Source organism: Geodermatophilus sp. SYSU D00700 (assembly GCF_054050255.1).
In genome coordinates, this window is record NZ_JBJGZA010000003.1 from 105,689 (window position 1) to 120,138 (window position 14,450).

Genomic DNA, 14,450 nt, shown 5'->3' on the forward strand with positions numbered 1-14,450 from the left:
ATCCCATGCCCGGGCGGCCGCCAGGAGCGCCTCAGACCAGCCCGTGCGCGTGGACGGCCTCGGCGACCTGCAGGAAGCCGGCGACGTTCGCGCCGAGGACGAGGTCGCCCGGGGAGCCGTACTCCTCGGCGGTGGCGGCGCACCGCTCGTGGATGCCGCGCATGATCTCCTCCAGCCGGGCCTCGGTGTGCTCGAAGGTCCAGCGGTCGCGCGAGGCGTTCTGCTGCATCTCCAGCGCGGAGGTGGCCACGCCCCCGGCGTTGGCGGCCTTGCCCGGCGCGAAGCCGATCCCGGCCTCGCGGAACACCCGCACCGCGTCGGGGGTGGCCGGCATGTTGGCGCCCTCGACGACGTAGCGGCAGCCGCCCCGGGCCAGGACCGCCGCGGCGTCCCCGTCCAGCTCGTTCTGCGTCGCGCTGGGGATGGCGACGTCGCAGGGCACGTCCCAGATGCTGCCGCCGGCCACGAACGACGCCGACGGGACGCGCTCGGCGTAGGCGCCGATCCGGGCCCGCTCGACCTCCTTGACCTGCTTGAGGACCTCGAGGTCGATGCCCTTCTCGTCGACGACGTAGCCGCTGGAGTCCGAACAGGCGACCACCGTGCCGCCGAGCTGGTGCACCTTCTCGATGCCGTAGACGGCGACGTTGCCCGACCCGCTGACGGTGACCCGCCTGCCGTCGAAGGACTCCCCGGCGGCCTCCATCATCGCCTCGGCGAAGAAGGCCGCCCCGTAGCCGGTGGCCTCCGTGCGCACCAGCGCTCCGCCCCAGCCCAGGCCCTTGCCGGTGATGACCCCGGACTCGTAGCGGTTGGTGATCCGCTTGTACTGGCCGAACAGGTATCCGATCTCGCGGGTGCCCACCCCGATGTCACCGGCGGGCACGTCGGTGTACTCGCCGAGGTGCCGGTACAGCTCGGTCATGAAGGACTGGCAGAAGCGCATGACCTCGGCGTCGGAGCGGCCCTTGGGGTCGAAGTCCGAGCCGCCCTTGCCGCCCCCGATGGGCATGCCGGTGAGCGCGTTCTTGAACACCTGCTCGAAGCCGAGGAACTTGACGATCCCGAGGTTGACCGACGGGTGGAAGCGCAGGCCGCCCTTGTAGGGCCCGAGCGCGGAGTTGAACTCGACGCGGAAGCCGCGGTTGATCTGCACCTCCCCGGCGTCGTCCTGCCAGGGCACCCGGAAGATGACCTGCCGCTCGGGTTCGCAGATCCGCTCGACGGTCTTCATCTCGGTGTACTCGCTGTGCCGGCCGAGCACCACGGCCAGCGACTCGAGGACCTCGCGGACCGCCTGGTGGAACTCCGGCTCCGCGGGGTTGCGGCGCAGCACCTCCTCGTGGATGCGCTCGACCACCGGCGGGAGGCTGTCGGCCACGGCTGTCCTCCACTCCTCGACCGGATCCGTTCCGGATCCGCGACCCCATGATGCCGTCCGGGTACCGGCGTCCCCCTCGGGGGGAGGAGGGCGCCCGAGACGTGCGGAGCCGCCGGCCTGGTCGAGGGGGGCCGGGAACAACATCCGCAGATGGACGTTTACACGAGTGCACGACCGAGGTAATCTCCAGTCGCCACTAGAGGTCCTGCCTCGGGCAGCGAACACCACACGGACACACCAGGAGGTGCACCAGCCATGATGCTGACCGCCTACGACCCGTTCGCCGCCACGTCCGCCGCCTTCCGCGCGCTCGACCAGCTCGCCGGCCGCGGCGGCACCGCCCGCGCGCTGTCGGGCATGCCGATGGACGCCTACCGGGTCGGCGACAAGTTCGTCGCCCACTTCGACCTGCCCGGCGTCGACCCCGGCTCGATCGACCTGTCCATCGAGGGCACCACGCTCACCGTCAGCGCCGAGCGCTCGGTCCCGCAGCTGGAGAACGCCGAGTGGGCCGTGGCCGAGCGTCCCTACGGCGCCTACACACGGCAGCTGGTCCTGGGTCGCAGCCTCGACACCGACCGGCTGGAGGCCAGCTACCACGACGGCGTCCTGACCGTGAGCATCCCGGTGGCCGAGAAGGCGCGGTCCCGCAAGATCACCGTCACCCGTGCCGACGCGCCGACCCCCGTCGAAGGGCGCACCATCGAGCACGACAACGAGCAGCGCGCCGTCGAGAGCTGACCGGCGCACCGATCGGTGACCCGAACGCGGGGCCGGGCCGCGACGGCCCGGCCCCGCGCCGTTCCCGGGCGGTCCCCGGGTCCCCGTCCGACGAGGAGTCCCCGTGAGCAGCGAGGCCAGGCACGCCGCCGGCGACGGCGGCCCGGCCGGGGACGCCGCACCCGACCGCGCCGCACCCGACGACACCATCCGCGACAGCGCCCCGCCCGACGGCGCCGCTGCCGACGCCGTCCGGCGGCTCGACGATCCCGACTACCCCGCGCTGACCATGAGCCAGGCCGCGGCGCTGCTCGGCGTGCAGGCGGCCTTCCTGCGCAGCCTCGACGGCTCCGGCGTGCTGCACCCGCACCGCTCGCCCGGCGGCCACCGGCGCTACTCGCGCCACCAGCTCCTGCTCGCCGCCCGGCTGCGGGGCCTGCTCGACGAGGGCCACCCGCTGGCCTCGGCCGAGGTCATCGTCGGCCTGCAGGACGAACTGGCCGACGCACAGGCCGACAACGACCGGCTCCGCGACGCCGTCGACCGGCTGCGCTCACCCCGCGCCGGAGCCGGGGAGCCGGACGGCACCTGACACACCGGCCCGGCGCCCGCCGGTGCGTGCGACCGGTCAGCGCGGCCGCAGGCCGTCGAGGAGCGCGTCGACGGTCTGCACGAGCAGCGCGTCGACGTCGGCGCCGCGGAGCACGCCGCTGACCGAGAGCGCGGCGACCCCGTGCAGCGCGGCCCACAGCGCCGTCGCGAGGGCTCCGGGGTCGCCGGCGCACACCTCGCCACGGGCCTGCGCGTCGGCGATCAGCGCGTCCGGCCCGGACAGCCCTGGGCCGTCGTGCGACTCGCCGGCGGCCTTGCCGGCGAACATGAGCTCGAGGAGGGCCGGCTCCCCGGTGGCGAAGTGCACGTAGGCGCGGCCGAGGGCGAGCAGCCGGGGCCGCAGCCCGGCCTCGGCGCCGGGGTCGGCGGCGGCCAGGGCGGCATCGAGCCGCTGCCAGCCCGAGCGGGCCAGCGCGGTCAGGAAGGCCTGACGGTCGGGGAAGTGCCGGTTGGGGGCGGCGTGGCTGACGCCGAGGTCGCGGGCCAGCGCCCGCAGGGACAGGTCGGCGACCGTACCGGTGCGCAGCTGGTGCGCCGCCCGCTCCAGCAGGGCGGCCCGCAGGTCGCCGTGGTGGTAGGGCTGCTCGGGTGCGCGCACGTCGGAGGAGCGTAGTCCGAGTAGACGTTGACTACATTGTTGACGGCGACTACATTCACTCGGCATGACGAAGTCCTCGTTCACCGTTCCGTCCCAGGCCGGCCGCACCGCCGTCGTCACCGGCGCCACCAGCGGGCTGGGCCTGGCCACCGCCCGGGCCCTGGCCGCCGCCGGCGCCCGCGTCGTGCTCGCCGTCCGCGACACCGCCCGTGGCGAGGCCGCCGCCGCGGGCCTGCCCGGCGACGTCGAGGTGCGCCGGCTGGACCTGGCCGACCTCGCGTCGGTGCGCGACTTCGCCGCCGCGTGGCGCGGTCCGCTCGACGTCCTCGTCAACAACGCCGGGATCATGATGGTCCCCGAGGCGCGGACCGCCGACGGCTTCGAGCTGCAGTTCGGCACCAACCACCTGGGGCACTTCGCGCTGACCAACCTGCTGCTGCCGCACGTCACCGACCGGGTGGTCACGGTCTCCTCGGGGGCGCACCGCATGGGCTCGATCGACCTCGCCGACCTGAACTGGGAGCGGCGGCGCTACTCCCCCGAGCGCGCCTACGGCCAGTCCAAGCTGGCCAACCTGCTGTTCACGCTCGAGCTGCAGCGCCGGCTGACCGCGACCGGCTCGCCGGTGCGCTCCGTGGCGGCGCACCCGGGGTGGTCGGCGACCGCGCTGCAGGGCCGGACGGAGAACCGGGTCAAGCACGCGGCGATGGCGCTGGGCAACCGGCTGGTCGCCCAGTCCGCCGAGCAGGGCGCCCTGCCCACGCTGTTCGTGGCCACCGCCGACCTGCCGGGCGGCAGCTACGCCGGCCCCGACGGCGCCTTCGAGATGCGCGGCGAGCCGACCCTGGTCGGGCGCACCCGCGCGGCCAGTGACCTCGACCTCGCGGCCCGGCTGTGGGCGGCCTCCGCGGAGCTGACCGGCGTCGACTTCCCGGCCACCCTCCCCGCCGGCGTCTGAGCACGTCCGCGGAAGTGCACGAACTAGAGGGCGGGGAGGAGCAGCAGGGCGGTCGGGACGAGCAGCAGCAGTCCGGCGCCCAGCAGCGCCGCGGCTCGGCCCGCGGGAGGCAGGGGCTCGGGCGGCGCCAGCAGCCGCACCACCCGAGCGGCCACCGCGCTGCCGGCCACCGACAGCGCGCCACTGGGGACCCCGCCACCCGCTCCCCCGGCCGCGACGACGATCGCCTGCGCCAGCGTCCGCCGCGGGTCCGTCCCGCGCAGCGAGGCCAGCGCGCGGTCGTCGGCGCGCATCTCCACCAGCTCCCGGACGGCGGCGTGCGCCCGCGCCGCCGCGGGGAGCACCGGCAGCGCCGCCTCCCACGCCACGAACGGCAGCAGGTAGAGGTGGTGGCGCTCGGCGAGGTGCGCGCGCTCGTGGGCGACGACGGCGGCGAGCTGGTCGTCGTCGAGCTCGGCGACCATGCCCGAGGAGAGCACCAGCAGCGGGCGGGCGCCCGGGATGCAGAAGGCCACCGGCGCGGGGTGCTCGAGCAGCCGGGCGTCGGGCGCGGCGGCCGCGGGCCGGACGACGAGCTCGAGCAGCTCCCGGTGGCGGCGGCGGGTGCGGGTGGTGCGGACCCAGGACAGCGCGAGCACGCCCAGCAGCTCCAGCGCGAGGACGGCGGCCAGCGTCAGGGTGACCCAGTGGTCGCCGCGGACGGGGTCACGCGCGGGGTCGCCGGTGAGCACCGCCGCACCGGCCTCGGGCAGCGAGTGACCCCAGGGCGCCAGGCCGTGCACCAGCAGCGCGCCGATGATCGACAGACCGCCGGCCAGCCCGATCGCCTGCCAGCACACCAGGGCCACGAGCGGGTCGCGGCGGGGCCAGCGGGCGCGGCCGAGCAGTGCCGGGACCGGCCAGGCGAGCGCCGCGGCGAGGACCGCGAGCGCCGCGGCGGTCGCGGGCAGCACGTCAGCGGGTGCCGGCGTCCGGCGCGCTCCCGTCCAGCAGCCGGCGGAGCAGCCGCGCCTCCTCCGGGTCGACGCCGCCGACGAACCGGGCCAGCACCGCCTGCCGGTCACCGGACCGGCCGAGCACCTCGTGCATCAGCTCGGCGGCGTGCTGCTCGCGGGTGGCGGTCGGCCGGAAGCGGCGCGGCCGGGCGTCGTCGTGCTCGACGAAGCCCTTGCCCTCCAGGCGGGACAGGACGGTGTGCACGGTGGTCAGCGCCAGCTCGCGGTCGGCCAGCGCGTCGCGCAGCTCGGCCGCGGCGACCGGTCCCTCGGCCGCCCACAGCACGTCCATGACGGTCCGCTCCAGGTCCCCCAGCGACGCCACGGCTCCTCCTGTCGATCGGTTCTACCCAGCGTAGAACGCTCGCGCCACCCCCCGCACGGAGGCTGTCGCGCACCTCACGCCGACATCTTCTACGCGCCGTAGAGAAGCAGTTCTACGAGGCGTAGAAAGGAGGTGCCGGGAGTTCCGGCAGGTGAGGAGCAGGTGCCGTGGACGTCCTGGACATCGCCCGCTGGCAGTTCGGCATCACGACCGTCTACCACTTCCTCATGGTCCCGCTGACCATCGGCCTGGGGATCCTGGTCGCGGTGATGCACACCCTCTGGGTGCGCACCGGCAAGCCGGAGTGGCTGCGGATGACCCGCTTCTGGGGCCGCGTCTACCTGGTCAACTTCGTGCTCGGCGTGGCCACCGGCCTGGTGCAGGAGTTCCAGTTCGGCCTGGCGTGGAGTGAGTACTCCCGCTTCGTCGGCGACGTCTTCGGCTCGCTGCTGGCGATGGAGGCGCTGCTGGCCTTCTTCCTCGAGTCGACCTTCCTCGGCCTGTGGATCTTCGGCTGGGGCCGCATCCCGGAGAAGCTGCACCTGGCCGCGCTGTGGGCCGCCGTCGTCGGCTCGATCGTCAGCGCGTACTTCATCATCGCGGCCAACTCGTGGATGCAGCACCCGGTCGGGGTCACCGTCGGCGCGGACGGCCGCCCGCAGCAGGTCGACTTCCTCGCCGTGCTGACCAACAACACCGCCCTGGCCGCGTTCACCCACGCGATCGTCGCGGCGCTCATGGTCGCCGGCGCCCTGCTCGTCGGCATCGGCCTCTACCAGATGCGGAAGCGGAGGCTGGCGCAGGCGCCCACCACCGACGTCGACCACGCCGTCTGGCGGCGCTCGGTCCGGCTCGGCGGCTGGGTCTCGCTGGCCGCCTTCGTGCTGGTCGCCGTCACCGGCGACTGGCAGGGCAAGCTCATGTACCACCAGCAGCCGCTGAAGATGAGCTCGGCCGAGGCGCTGTGCGAGACCGAGGCGCCCGCGCCGTTCTCGGTGTTCGCCTGGGCCAAGCTCGGCTCCAACGAGTGCGACGACGTGCACAGCATCACCGTCCCGGGGCTGCTGTCCTTCCTCGCGCACAGCGACTTCTCCACCGCCGTCCCCGGCATCGAGGACCTGCAGGAGCAGTACGCCGAGGTCTACGGCGCCACGTACCCCGACGACCCGAGCTTCGGCGACCGGGCCGGCCAGCCCATCGACTACACCCCGGTGCTCGCGGCCACCTACTGGAGCTTCCGGCTGATGATCGGCATGGGCGCCGTGTCGGCCGGGGTGGCGGCCTACGCGCTGTGGGCCACCCGCCGCGGGCGCGTGCCGACGTCACGGGTCGGCGTCTACGGCTCGCTGCTGGCCGTCGGGGCGCCGTTCGTGGCCAACTCGGCCGGCTGGGTCTTCACCGAGATGGGCCGTCAGCCCTTCGTCGTCCACCCGAACCCCGACGTCCCGGTGGGCGAGCAGGTGTACTTCTTCACCGCCCAGGCCGTCTCCCCCGGCATCACCGCCGCCGAGGTGTGGACCTCGCTGGTCAGCCTGGGCCTGCTCTACGGCGCCCTGGCCGTGGTGGAGCTGTTCCTGCTCGTCCGGCTGGTCCGCCGCGGGGTCACCACCGGCGACACCACCCCGACGCCGCCGGCGGTGGGCAACTTCCGGCGGGACGGCGACCGGGACGACGACAACAGCGACGACGACGTCCTCTCCTTCGCGTACTAGGAGCACCCGACCATGGACCTGCAGACCCTCTGGTTCGCCGCCGTGGCGGTGCTGTGGACCGGCTTCCTGCTGCTCGAGGGCTTCGACTTCGGCGTCGCGGCGCTGCTGCCGGTGCTCGGGCGGCGGACCGCCGACCGGCACCTCATGCTGCGCACCATCGGCCCGGTGTGGGACGGCAACGAGGTCTGGCTGATCACCGCCGCCGGCGCGGTGTTCGCCGCCTTCCCCGGCTGGTACGCCACCTGGCTGCCGGCGCTGTACCTGCCCTTCGTCGTGGTGCTGCTCGGCCTGATCGTGCGGGCGGTGGCCTTCGAGTGGCGGCACTCCTCGCACGACCCGCGCTGGGACGCCGCCTGGACCCGCGTCATCACCGACGGCTCGCTGGTGGCCGCGGCCGGCGTCGGTGCGGCGCTGGGCGCCACCACGCTGGGCCTGCCGATCGACGCCGACGGCACCCGGGTCGGCGGCGCGTTCGCGGGCCTGGGCTGGTCGTCGCTGCTCGGCGCGGCGGCGGTGCTCGGCTTCTCGCTGGTGCACGGCGCGCTGTTCCTCGCGCTCAAGACCGACGGCCCGGTGCGGCTGCGGGCGCGGGCGTTCGCGCTGCGCTGGTCGCCGGTGGCCGCGCTGCCGCTGCTGGCCTGGGCCGGCCTGGTGCAGCTGCGCTCGGGCACGGCGGTCACCGCGGTGCTGTGGCTGGTGGCGGCGCTCGCCGTCGTCGTCACCTGGACCCGGGTGCGGCTCGACCGCGAGGGCCAGGCCTTCGCGGGCTGGGCCACCGTGCTGCTGGCCTCGGCGGCCACGCTGTTCGGCGCGGCCTACCCGGTGGTGCTGCCCTCGACGGTCGACCCGGCGTTCGACGTGACCATCGCGGCGGCCTCGGTCAGCGACTACACGCTCACCGTGATGACCTGGGTGGCCGCGGTCGGGCTGCCGGTGGTGCTGGCCTACCAGGCCTGGACCTACTGGGTGTTCCGGAAGCGGCTCACCGCCGAGCCGGAGCACGAGGCGGTGGCCGCGTGACCTCGCGGGGGCCGCTCGCGCCGCTGGCCGGCGTGCCGGGGCTGCCCGGCGCGCTGGCCCGGGCGGCGGCCGCCGCGCTGGTGTCGACGGCGGGGCTGGTGCTGCTCGCCGCCGGCCTGGCGCACGCCGTCTCCCGCGCCGCGGGATACGCCGACGGCGCGGTGACCGGCCCGCTGGCGCTGGCCGCGGCCGGCGCGGTGGTGCGCGCGGTCGCCGGGGCTCTCGGCGAGCGGGCCGCCGCCCGCGACGCCCGCCGCGCCGAGGACGCGCTGCGCCGCGCACTGCTCGACCGGCTGGCCGCCTCGCCGGCCGCGGTCGCCGCCGCGGGCGGTCCGGCACCCGCCGCGGTGCTGGCCACCACGCGGCTGGCCGACCTCGCGCCCGGCCTGGCCGGCTACCTGCCCGCCCTCGCGCAGGCGGCGCTCGTGCCGCCGGTGCTGCTGGTCGTGCTCGCCGCCACCGACCTGCTGTCCGCGGGCCTGGTCGCGGTCACCCTGCCGCTGGTGCCGCTGTTCCTCGCGCTGGTCGGGCTGGCCACCCGCGACGGCACCACCAGCGCCGCGCGAGCGCTGGACCGGCTGGCCGCGCACGTCGCCGAGCTGGTCCGCGGGCTGCCGGTGCTGGTGGGCCTCGGGCGGGCCGCCGAGCAGGTGGCCGCGCTCGCCGAGCTGGGCGAGGCCGCGCGCCGGCGGACCCTGGCCACGCTGCGCCTGGCCTTCCTCTCCGCGCTGGTCCTCGAGCTGATCGCCACGCTGTCGGTCGCGCTGGTCGCGGTCACCGTGGGCCTGCGGCTGGTGCACGGCGACCTCGACCTCGCCGTCGGCCTGACCGCGCTGCTGCTCGCCCCGGAGGCCTTCGCGCCGCTGCGCGCCCTGGGCACCGCCCACCACGCCGGCGAGGCCGCCACGCTGGCCGCCGCCGAGGCCCGCGCGGTGCTCGCGGCGCCGGTCCCGCCGGCCGCTCCCGAGCCGGACGGCGGCGACCCCCGCGGCGCCGACGTCGCCGTCACCGGGCTGACCGTGCGCCACCCCGGCCGGGCGGTGCCCGCGCTGCCGCCCACCGACCTCGTGCTGCGCCCCGGCGAGCTGGTCGTGCTGCGCGGCCCCAGCGGCTCGGGCAAGTCGACGCTGCTCGCCGCGCTCACCGGTGCCCTCGACCCGGCCGCCGACGTCGCCGGCACCGTCACCGGGGTGCCGGCCGGCGGCGTCGCGCTGGTCGCCCAGCACCCGCGGACGACGGCGCCGACGGTCGCCGACGAGCTGCGCCGGCACGCCGCGCCCTCGCCCGGCCCGGACGCCGTCGTCGCCGAGGCGTTCGTCGTCGAGGCGCTGGAGCGGGTGGGCGCGGGCGACCTCGCCGGCCGCGACTGCGCCACCCTCTCCCCCGGCGAGCTGCAGCGCGTGGCGCTGGCCCGGGCGCTGGTGCGGGTCCGCCGCGGCGCCCGGCTGCTGCTGGCCGACGAGCCCACCGCGCACCTCGACGAGGCCTCGGCCGCCCGCGTCGCCGCCGTCCTGGCCGGCCTGCGCGGCACGGTCACCGTCCTGCTGGTCACGCACGACCCCGCGCTGGCCGCGCTCGCCGACCGCACGGTGTCGCTGCCCGGTGCCGCCGTCCCCGCTGTGGCATCGCCCCTTCCCGCGAGATCGGCGGTCTCGTGGCGGTCGGCGCCCGATGGCCACGAGAGCGCCGATCTCGCGAAGGAAGGGAGCAGCAGCACGACGACGGCGCTCGGCTGGCCGCGCCGGGCGCTGCTGCGGGCGATCGCGGCGGGCACGGCCTCGGCCGGCGCCGGCGTCGCACTGACCGCCGTCTCGGGCTGGCTCATCGTCCGCGCGGCGGAGATGCCCCCGATCCTCACGCTGCTGGTCGCCATCGTCGGCGTCCGCGCGTTCGGCCTCGGCCGCGCGGTGCTGCGCTGGGTCGAGCGGCTGACCGCGCACGACGCCGCCCTGCGCATGGCCGCCGACCTGCGGGTGCGGGTGTGGCGTGCGCTGGCCGCGCAGGGCGTGGCCGCCGACCGGACGCCGGGCAGCGCGCTGGCCCGGGTCGTCGGCGACGTCGGGCTGGTGCAGGACCTCTCGGTCCGGGTGGTCCCGCCGGCGCTGGTCGCCACCACCGTCCCGGCGCTCACCCTCGCTGCGCTGGCGCTGGTCTCCCCGGCCGCCGCGGGCGCCGCCGCGCTGGTGCTGGCCGCCACCGCCGCGCTCGTGGTGCTGGCGCACCGCCGCGTCGACGCCGGTGCCGCCCGCGCGGAGGGCACGCTGCGGGTCGCCGCGCTGCGCGAGGTCACCACGGCGCTGGAGGGCGCGGCCGACCTGCGCGCGCACGGTCTCGCCGCCGCGACCGCCGCCGACCTCGCCGCCGTCGCCGCCCGCCGCTCGGCCGCCGCGGCCACCGGCGCCCGGGCCGGCGCACTCGGCAGCGGGCTGGTCGTGCTCGGCACGGGCCTCGCCGCGGTGCTCGCCACCGCCGTCGGCGCGGGCGCCGGGCTGCCCGGCCCGGCGGTGGCGGTGCTGGGCCTCGCGCCGCTGGCGCTGGCCGAGCCGCTCACCGGCCTGGTTCCCGCGCTGCAGCGGCGCGGCGCGCTGGCCGACGCCCGCGCCCGCCTCGACGCCGTCCTCACCGCCCCGGTGCCCGCCGACCCCGCCGCCCCGCGGCCGGCTCCGGCCCCGGTGCGCGACCTCGTCGTCACCGGCCTGACCGCCGGCTGGCCCGGGGGGCCCGACGTGCTGCGCGGGCTGACCGCGCGGGCCGGCGCCGACGACGGCTGGCTGGTGGTCCGCGGCCCCTCGGGCGCCGGCAAGTCGACCCTCGTCGCGGTGCTCCTCGCGGCGCTGCGCCCGCGCGGCGGCAGCTACACGCTGGGCGGCGCCGACACCGCGACGCTCACCGGCGACGCGGTCCGGGCGCGGACGGCGTGGCTGCCGCAGGAGGCGCACGTGTTCGCCTCGACCATCCGGGCGAACCTCGCGCTGGCCGCCCCGCGCGGGGAGCTGGCCGGCGCCGACGGCGCGGCGCGGATGACCGCCGCGCTCACCGCGGCCGGCCTCGGGCCGCTGCTGGCCGGGCTGCCCGAGGGCCTCGACACCCAGGTCGGCGCCGGCGGCACGGCAGTGTCGGGCGGCGAGCGGCGCCGGCTGGCCGCGGCCCGCGCCCTCCTGGCCGACCGCGACGTCGTCCTGCTCGACGAGCCGACCGCCCACCTCGACCCGCCGACCGCCGCCGTGCTGGTGGCCGACCTCCGGCAGGCGCTGGCCGGGCGGGTGGTGGTCTGCGTGACCCACGACGACGCCGTCGAGCGGCCCGGTGACACGGTCCTCGACCTCGGCGCGCGGGAGGCCGTGCCCGCCTGAGGGACGGGGCGGGATCGGTCAGGCCGCCATCGCGCGCGGGCGGAGCGGGCCGCCCGGCGGGACCCGGCGCACCTCGAAGCCGGGGCTGCGGGGCAGCAGCGGGTCGGCGACCACGGGCAGCCCGGCGGGTTCCCCGAGCAGGCCGGCGGCGAGCCCGGCCGGGCGCAGCTGGCCGTGCAGGCGGTCGAGCAGCTCGGGCCGTACGCGGATCTCGCGCGGCGGGGCGGCGCCGGGCTCCCAGGCGACGGCGAGCAGGTCACCGGCCAGGCGGGAGCGCTCCGGCGCGACGATCGGGGCGACCGGGGACACCGGCGTCACCGGGGCGGCGGTGTGGACGGCGAGGGTGGCGGTGGCCATGGCGAGCCTCCTGGGCGGTTCCCCGTGCTCGGTCCAGCTGTCTCCTGTGAGGTCCTGCCTACCCCTGAGGTGTGACAGTTCCGGGCTGATACCGGGTCAGCGCGGGACCTCGACCGGGACCTCGACCGGGATCTCCGGGCCGAGCGTGGCGCCCTGCAGCAGCCGCAGGTCGTCGCCGGACCAGAAGCTGCCCGGGTCGTACCAGTTGCGCGGCCGGTCGGCCGGCAGCAGGCCCATCGCGGTGTAGGTGGCGGCCACCAGCTCGGCGCAGAACACCGTCTCGGCGGCGGTGCCCCGGCGCAGCCGCCCGTTGAGCCAGCCGCCGACCAGCCCGCGGGTGGTCGGGAACGGCCGGCCGTCGAACCGCGCGACGGTCCGCAGGACGGCGTCCTCCATCTCCCGGGTCACCCCGCCGTCGTCGGCCGGGCCGACCAGCTGCCGCAGCCAGGCGCGCTGGCCGTAGCGCTGCCGCCAGGTGCGGACGGCGTCGCGCAGGTCGTGCAGCTGGACGCCGCGCTGGTGCTGCCCGGTCCAGGCGTCGGGCAGCGAGCGGCCGAGCTCGGCGTGCCACAGCAGCGGCGGGAGGTCCTCGAGGACGACGGCCATGCCCACGTGGTTGACCGGCGCGTTGGTCAGCGCCCGGATCGCCCGGTCGGCCACCGAGGCGCCGCGGAACACCCAGACGTCGCCGGTCCGGGTGAGCTCGACCGCCTCGTCGAGGGAGAGCGCGCGGGGCCGGGACACGCGGCTACGTTAGGCGACCGTGCGGGTACCCAGGCGGACGTGGAAGCTGCTCGGCCTCGCCGGGCTGGCCGGGGTCGCGGCCACCGGCGCGGTGCTGGCCCGGGACGAGCGCCAGCGCCGGGCGCACACCCCCGAGGACGTCCGTGCCCGGCTGCACGAGCGGCACGCCGCTGCCGCGGCGGCCGTGGGGGACGGCGGGCCCGGCGACGAGCCGCCCGGCCCGGTCGAGGCACCGCCGCGCCGCCGGTTCCCCCGGATCCGGTTCCGGTCCCACCGCGTTTGACCCGTCGGAGGCCCGGTCATGCCCAGCGGGTGGCCAAGGACGGGGCGAGCGACGGAGGCGGGGCGTACCGGGCCCTGCGCGACGTCGAGGGCCGGCACCCGGCGGTCGAGAGCGTCGGCGAGCGGCTGCTCGGCGCGCTGCTCGACCGCGCCCACCTGATCCCGCCGCGGCTGGTCGGCCCGCTGGTCGCGCAGGAGCTGCACCGCGCCGGCGCCGAGGAGGTCGCGATCCTGCTGCAGGACATCGACCAGGTCGACCTGCACCCCCTGACCGGGCCCGGCCTGTCGGGCAAACCCGTCCCCATCGCCGACGGCCCGGCCGGCGCCGCGTTCGCCGGCGACCGGATGGTCGACGAGCCGCTCGCGGACGGCCGAGTCCGGCTGCACCTGCCGATGCTCGACGGCTCCGACCGGGTCGGCGTGCTGTCCCTGGTGCTCCGGGCGCCGACCGAGGCCGACCGGCGGCTGGCGCAGCGCGCCGCCGGACTGGTCGCGGACCTGCTGGTCACCAAGGACGCCTACACCGACACCTTCGCCCGCGTCCGCACCCGGCAGCCGATGACGCTGGCCGCGCAGCTGCAGTGGCAGAGCCTCCCGCCGCTGTCGATGACCACCCCCGACGTCGACCTGTCGGGCATCCTCGAGCCGGCCTACGAGGTCGGCGGCGACAGCTTCGACTACGCGCTCGACGAGCACGTGCTGCACCTCGCCGTCTTCGACGCCATGGGCCACGGCCTCACCGCGGCGCTGGCCTCCGTCGTCCTCGCCGGCTACCGGCACGGCCGCCGCCGCGACCTGTCCCTGACCGAGACCTACGCCGAGATGGACCGGGTCGTCGGCCAGCTCTTCCCCGGCCGGTTCGCCACCGGGCAGATCGGCCGGCTGGACACCGAGACCGGCGAGCTGAGCTGGGTCAACGCCGGGCACCACCCGGCGCTGTGGGTGCGCGGCGGCCGGGTCGTCGGCGAGCTCACCGGCCGGGCCAGCCGGCCGATCGGCTTCGGCAGCGCGGACCCCGAGGTGCACACCGTCGGGCTCGAACCCGGCGACCGGGTGCTGTTCTTCACCGACGGCGTCGTCGAGGAGCGCCTCGACGGCGGTGAGCAGTTCGGCGAGGCCCGGCTGCGGGAGCTGATCGAGGCGACCACGTCCGAGGGCCTGGCCGCCCCCGAGACCGTGCGCCGCCTCTCCCACGCGCTGATGGCCGCCCGGGCCGGCCGCACCAGTGACGACGCCACCCTGCTGCTCGTGGAGTGGAAGGCACCGCCGCGCGACGACGAACTGGCGCCCGACATCCCGGAGGCCAGCCCCACGGGCTCCGACAGCCGCTGACGACTCCCCGGACGCCCCGGCGGACGCAGCGCCACCGCCACACCGGGCCGCGCGCCGGCCC

The 14,450-nt window shown here is 76.8% G+C and carries 14 protein-coding genes; 8 read left to right on the forward strand and 6 right to left on the reverse strand.

From position 1 onward, the window contains the following. Positions 1-31 precede the first annotated feature (31 nt). Positions 32-1,381, reverse strand: coding sequence for an NADP-specific glutamate dehydrogenase (gene gdhA / locus ACI79V_RS03775; RefSeq protein ID WP_456886946.1), 1,350 nt, complete (start codon positions 1,379-1,381; stop codon positions 32-34). 255 nt (positions 1,382-1,636) lie between these two features. Here gdhA and ACI79V_RS03780 point away from each other — a divergent pair, with 255 nt between their 5' ends. Together ACI79V_RS03780 and ACI79V_RS03785 are read left to right on the forward strand one after the other, a co-directional pair. Next, the gene (locus tag ACI79V_RS03780; RefSeq protein WP_456886948.1) at positions 1,637-2,122 is read left to right on the forward strand and encodes an Hsp20/alpha crystallin family protein; all 486 of its coding nucleotides are present in this window, start codon (positions 1,637-1,639) and stop codon (positions 2,120-2,122) included. A gap of 103 nt (positions 2,123-2,225) precedes the next feature. Further along, positions 2,226-2,693: a MerR family transcriptional regulator gene (locus ACI79V_RS03785; protein ID WP_456886950.1), complete on the forward strand. Its 468-nt coding sequence runs from the start codon at positions 2,226-2,228 to the stop codon at positions 2,691-2,693. A gap of 36 nt (positions 2,694-2,729) precedes the next feature. Here ACI79V_RS03785 and ACI79V_RS03790 read toward each other — a convergent pair whose 3' ends face one another. Next, on the reverse strand, positions 2,730-3,311 hold the full coding sequence (locus ACI79V_RS03790; RefSeq protein ID WP_456874629.1) for a TetR/AcrR family transcriptional regulator: 582 nt from the start codon (positions 3,309-3,311) through the stop codon (positions 2,730-2,732). 64 nt (positions 3,312-3,375) lie between these two features. Between ACI79V_RS03790 and ACI79V_RS03795 the strand changes: the two genes are divergently transcribed. Then, entirely contained in the window at positions 3,376-4,269 is an 894-nt protein-coding gene (locus tag ACI79V_RS03795) for an oxidoreductase (protein WP_456874628.1), read from the forward strand. Positions 4,270-4,292: 23 nt separating this feature from the next. Here ACI79V_RS03795 and ACI79V_RS03800 read toward each other — a convergent pair whose 3' ends face one another. Both ACI79V_RS03800 and ACI79V_RS03805 read right to left on the reverse strand, forming a co-directional pair. Further along, positions 4,293-5,222 carry a M56 family metallopeptidase gene (locus ACI79V_RS03800; protein ID WP_456886952.1) on the reverse strand — a complete coding sequence of 310 codons (930 nt, stop codon included), beginning with the start codon at positions 5,220-5,222 and terminating at the stop codon, positions 4,293-4,295. A 1-nt stretch (position 5,223) separates the two neighbouring features. After that, on the reverse strand, positions 5,224-5,589 hold the full coding sequence (locus tag ACI79V_RS03805; RefSeq protein ID WP_456874626.1) for a BlaI/MecI/CopY family transcriptional regulator: 366 nt from the start codon (positions 5,587-5,589) through the stop codon (positions 5,224-5,226). A gap of 167 nt (positions 5,590-5,756) precedes the next feature. Here ACI79V_RS03805 and ACI79V_RS03810 point away from each other — a divergent pair, with 167 nt between their 5' ends. Genes ACI79V_RS03810 through cydC form a run of 3 tightly spaced genes read left to right on the forward strand, consistent with a single transcriptional unit; the run spans position 5,757 to position 11,674 of the window. Then, complete coding sequence (locus ACI79V_RS03810; RefSeq protein ID WP_456886954.1) at positions 5,757-7,301, forward strand: cytochrome ubiquinol oxidase subunit I; 1,545 nt, start codon at positions 5,757-5,759, stop codon at positions 7,299-7,301. A 12-nt stretch (positions 7,302-7,313) separates the two neighbouring features. Next, a complete protein-coding gene (gene cydB, locus ACI79V_RS03815; RefSeq protein WP_456886956.1) occupies positions 7,314-8,321 on the forward strand; it encodes a cytochrome d ubiquinol oxidase subunit II in 1,008 nt (335 codons plus the stop codon). After that, a complete protein-coding gene (gene cydC, locus ACI79V_RS03820; RefSeq protein WP_456886958.1) occupies positions 8,318-11,674 on the forward strand; it encodes a thiol reductant ABC exporter subunit CydC in 3,357 nt (1,118 codons plus the stop codon). The genes cydB and cydC overlap by 4 nt, the downstream gene beginning before the upstream one ends. An 18-nt stretch (positions 11,675-11,692) precedes the next feature. Here the strand turns inward: cydC and ACI79V_RS03825 are convergent, their stop codons facing one another. Further along, positions 11,693-12,031: a hypothetical protein gene (locus ACI79V_RS03825; RefSeq protein WP_456886960.1), complete on the reverse strand. Its 339-nt coding sequence runs from the start codon at positions 12,029-12,031 to the stop codon at positions 11,693-11,695. Positions 12,032-12,127: 96 nt separating this feature from the next. Next, the gene (locus tag ACI79V_RS03830) at positions 12,128-12,775 is read right to left on the reverse strand and encodes a hypothetical protein (protein ID WP_456886962.1); all 648 of its coding nucleotides are present in this window, start codon (positions 12,773-12,775) and stop codon (positions 12,128-12,130) included. A 19-nt stretch (positions 12,776-12,794) separates the two neighbouring features. Between ACI79V_RS03830 and ACI79V_RS03835 the strand changes: the two genes are divergently transcribed. Together ACI79V_RS03835 and ACI79V_RS03840 are read left to right on the forward strand one after the other, a co-directional pair. Beyond that, the gene (locus tag ACI79V_RS03835; protein ID WP_456886964.1) at positions 12,795-13,058 is read left to right on the forward strand and encodes a hypothetical protein; all 264 of its coding nucleotides are present in this window, start codon (positions 12,795-12,797) and stop codon (positions 13,056-13,058) included. Between the two features lie 29 nt (positions 13,059-13,087). Beyond that, positions 13,088-14,389: a PP2C family protein-serine/threonine phosphatase gene (locus ACI79V_RS03840; RefSeq protein WP_456886966.1), complete on the forward strand. Its 1,302-nt coding sequence runs from the start codon at positions 13,088-13,090 to the stop codon at positions 14,387-14,389. Positions 14,390-14,450 lie beyond the last annotated feature (61 nt).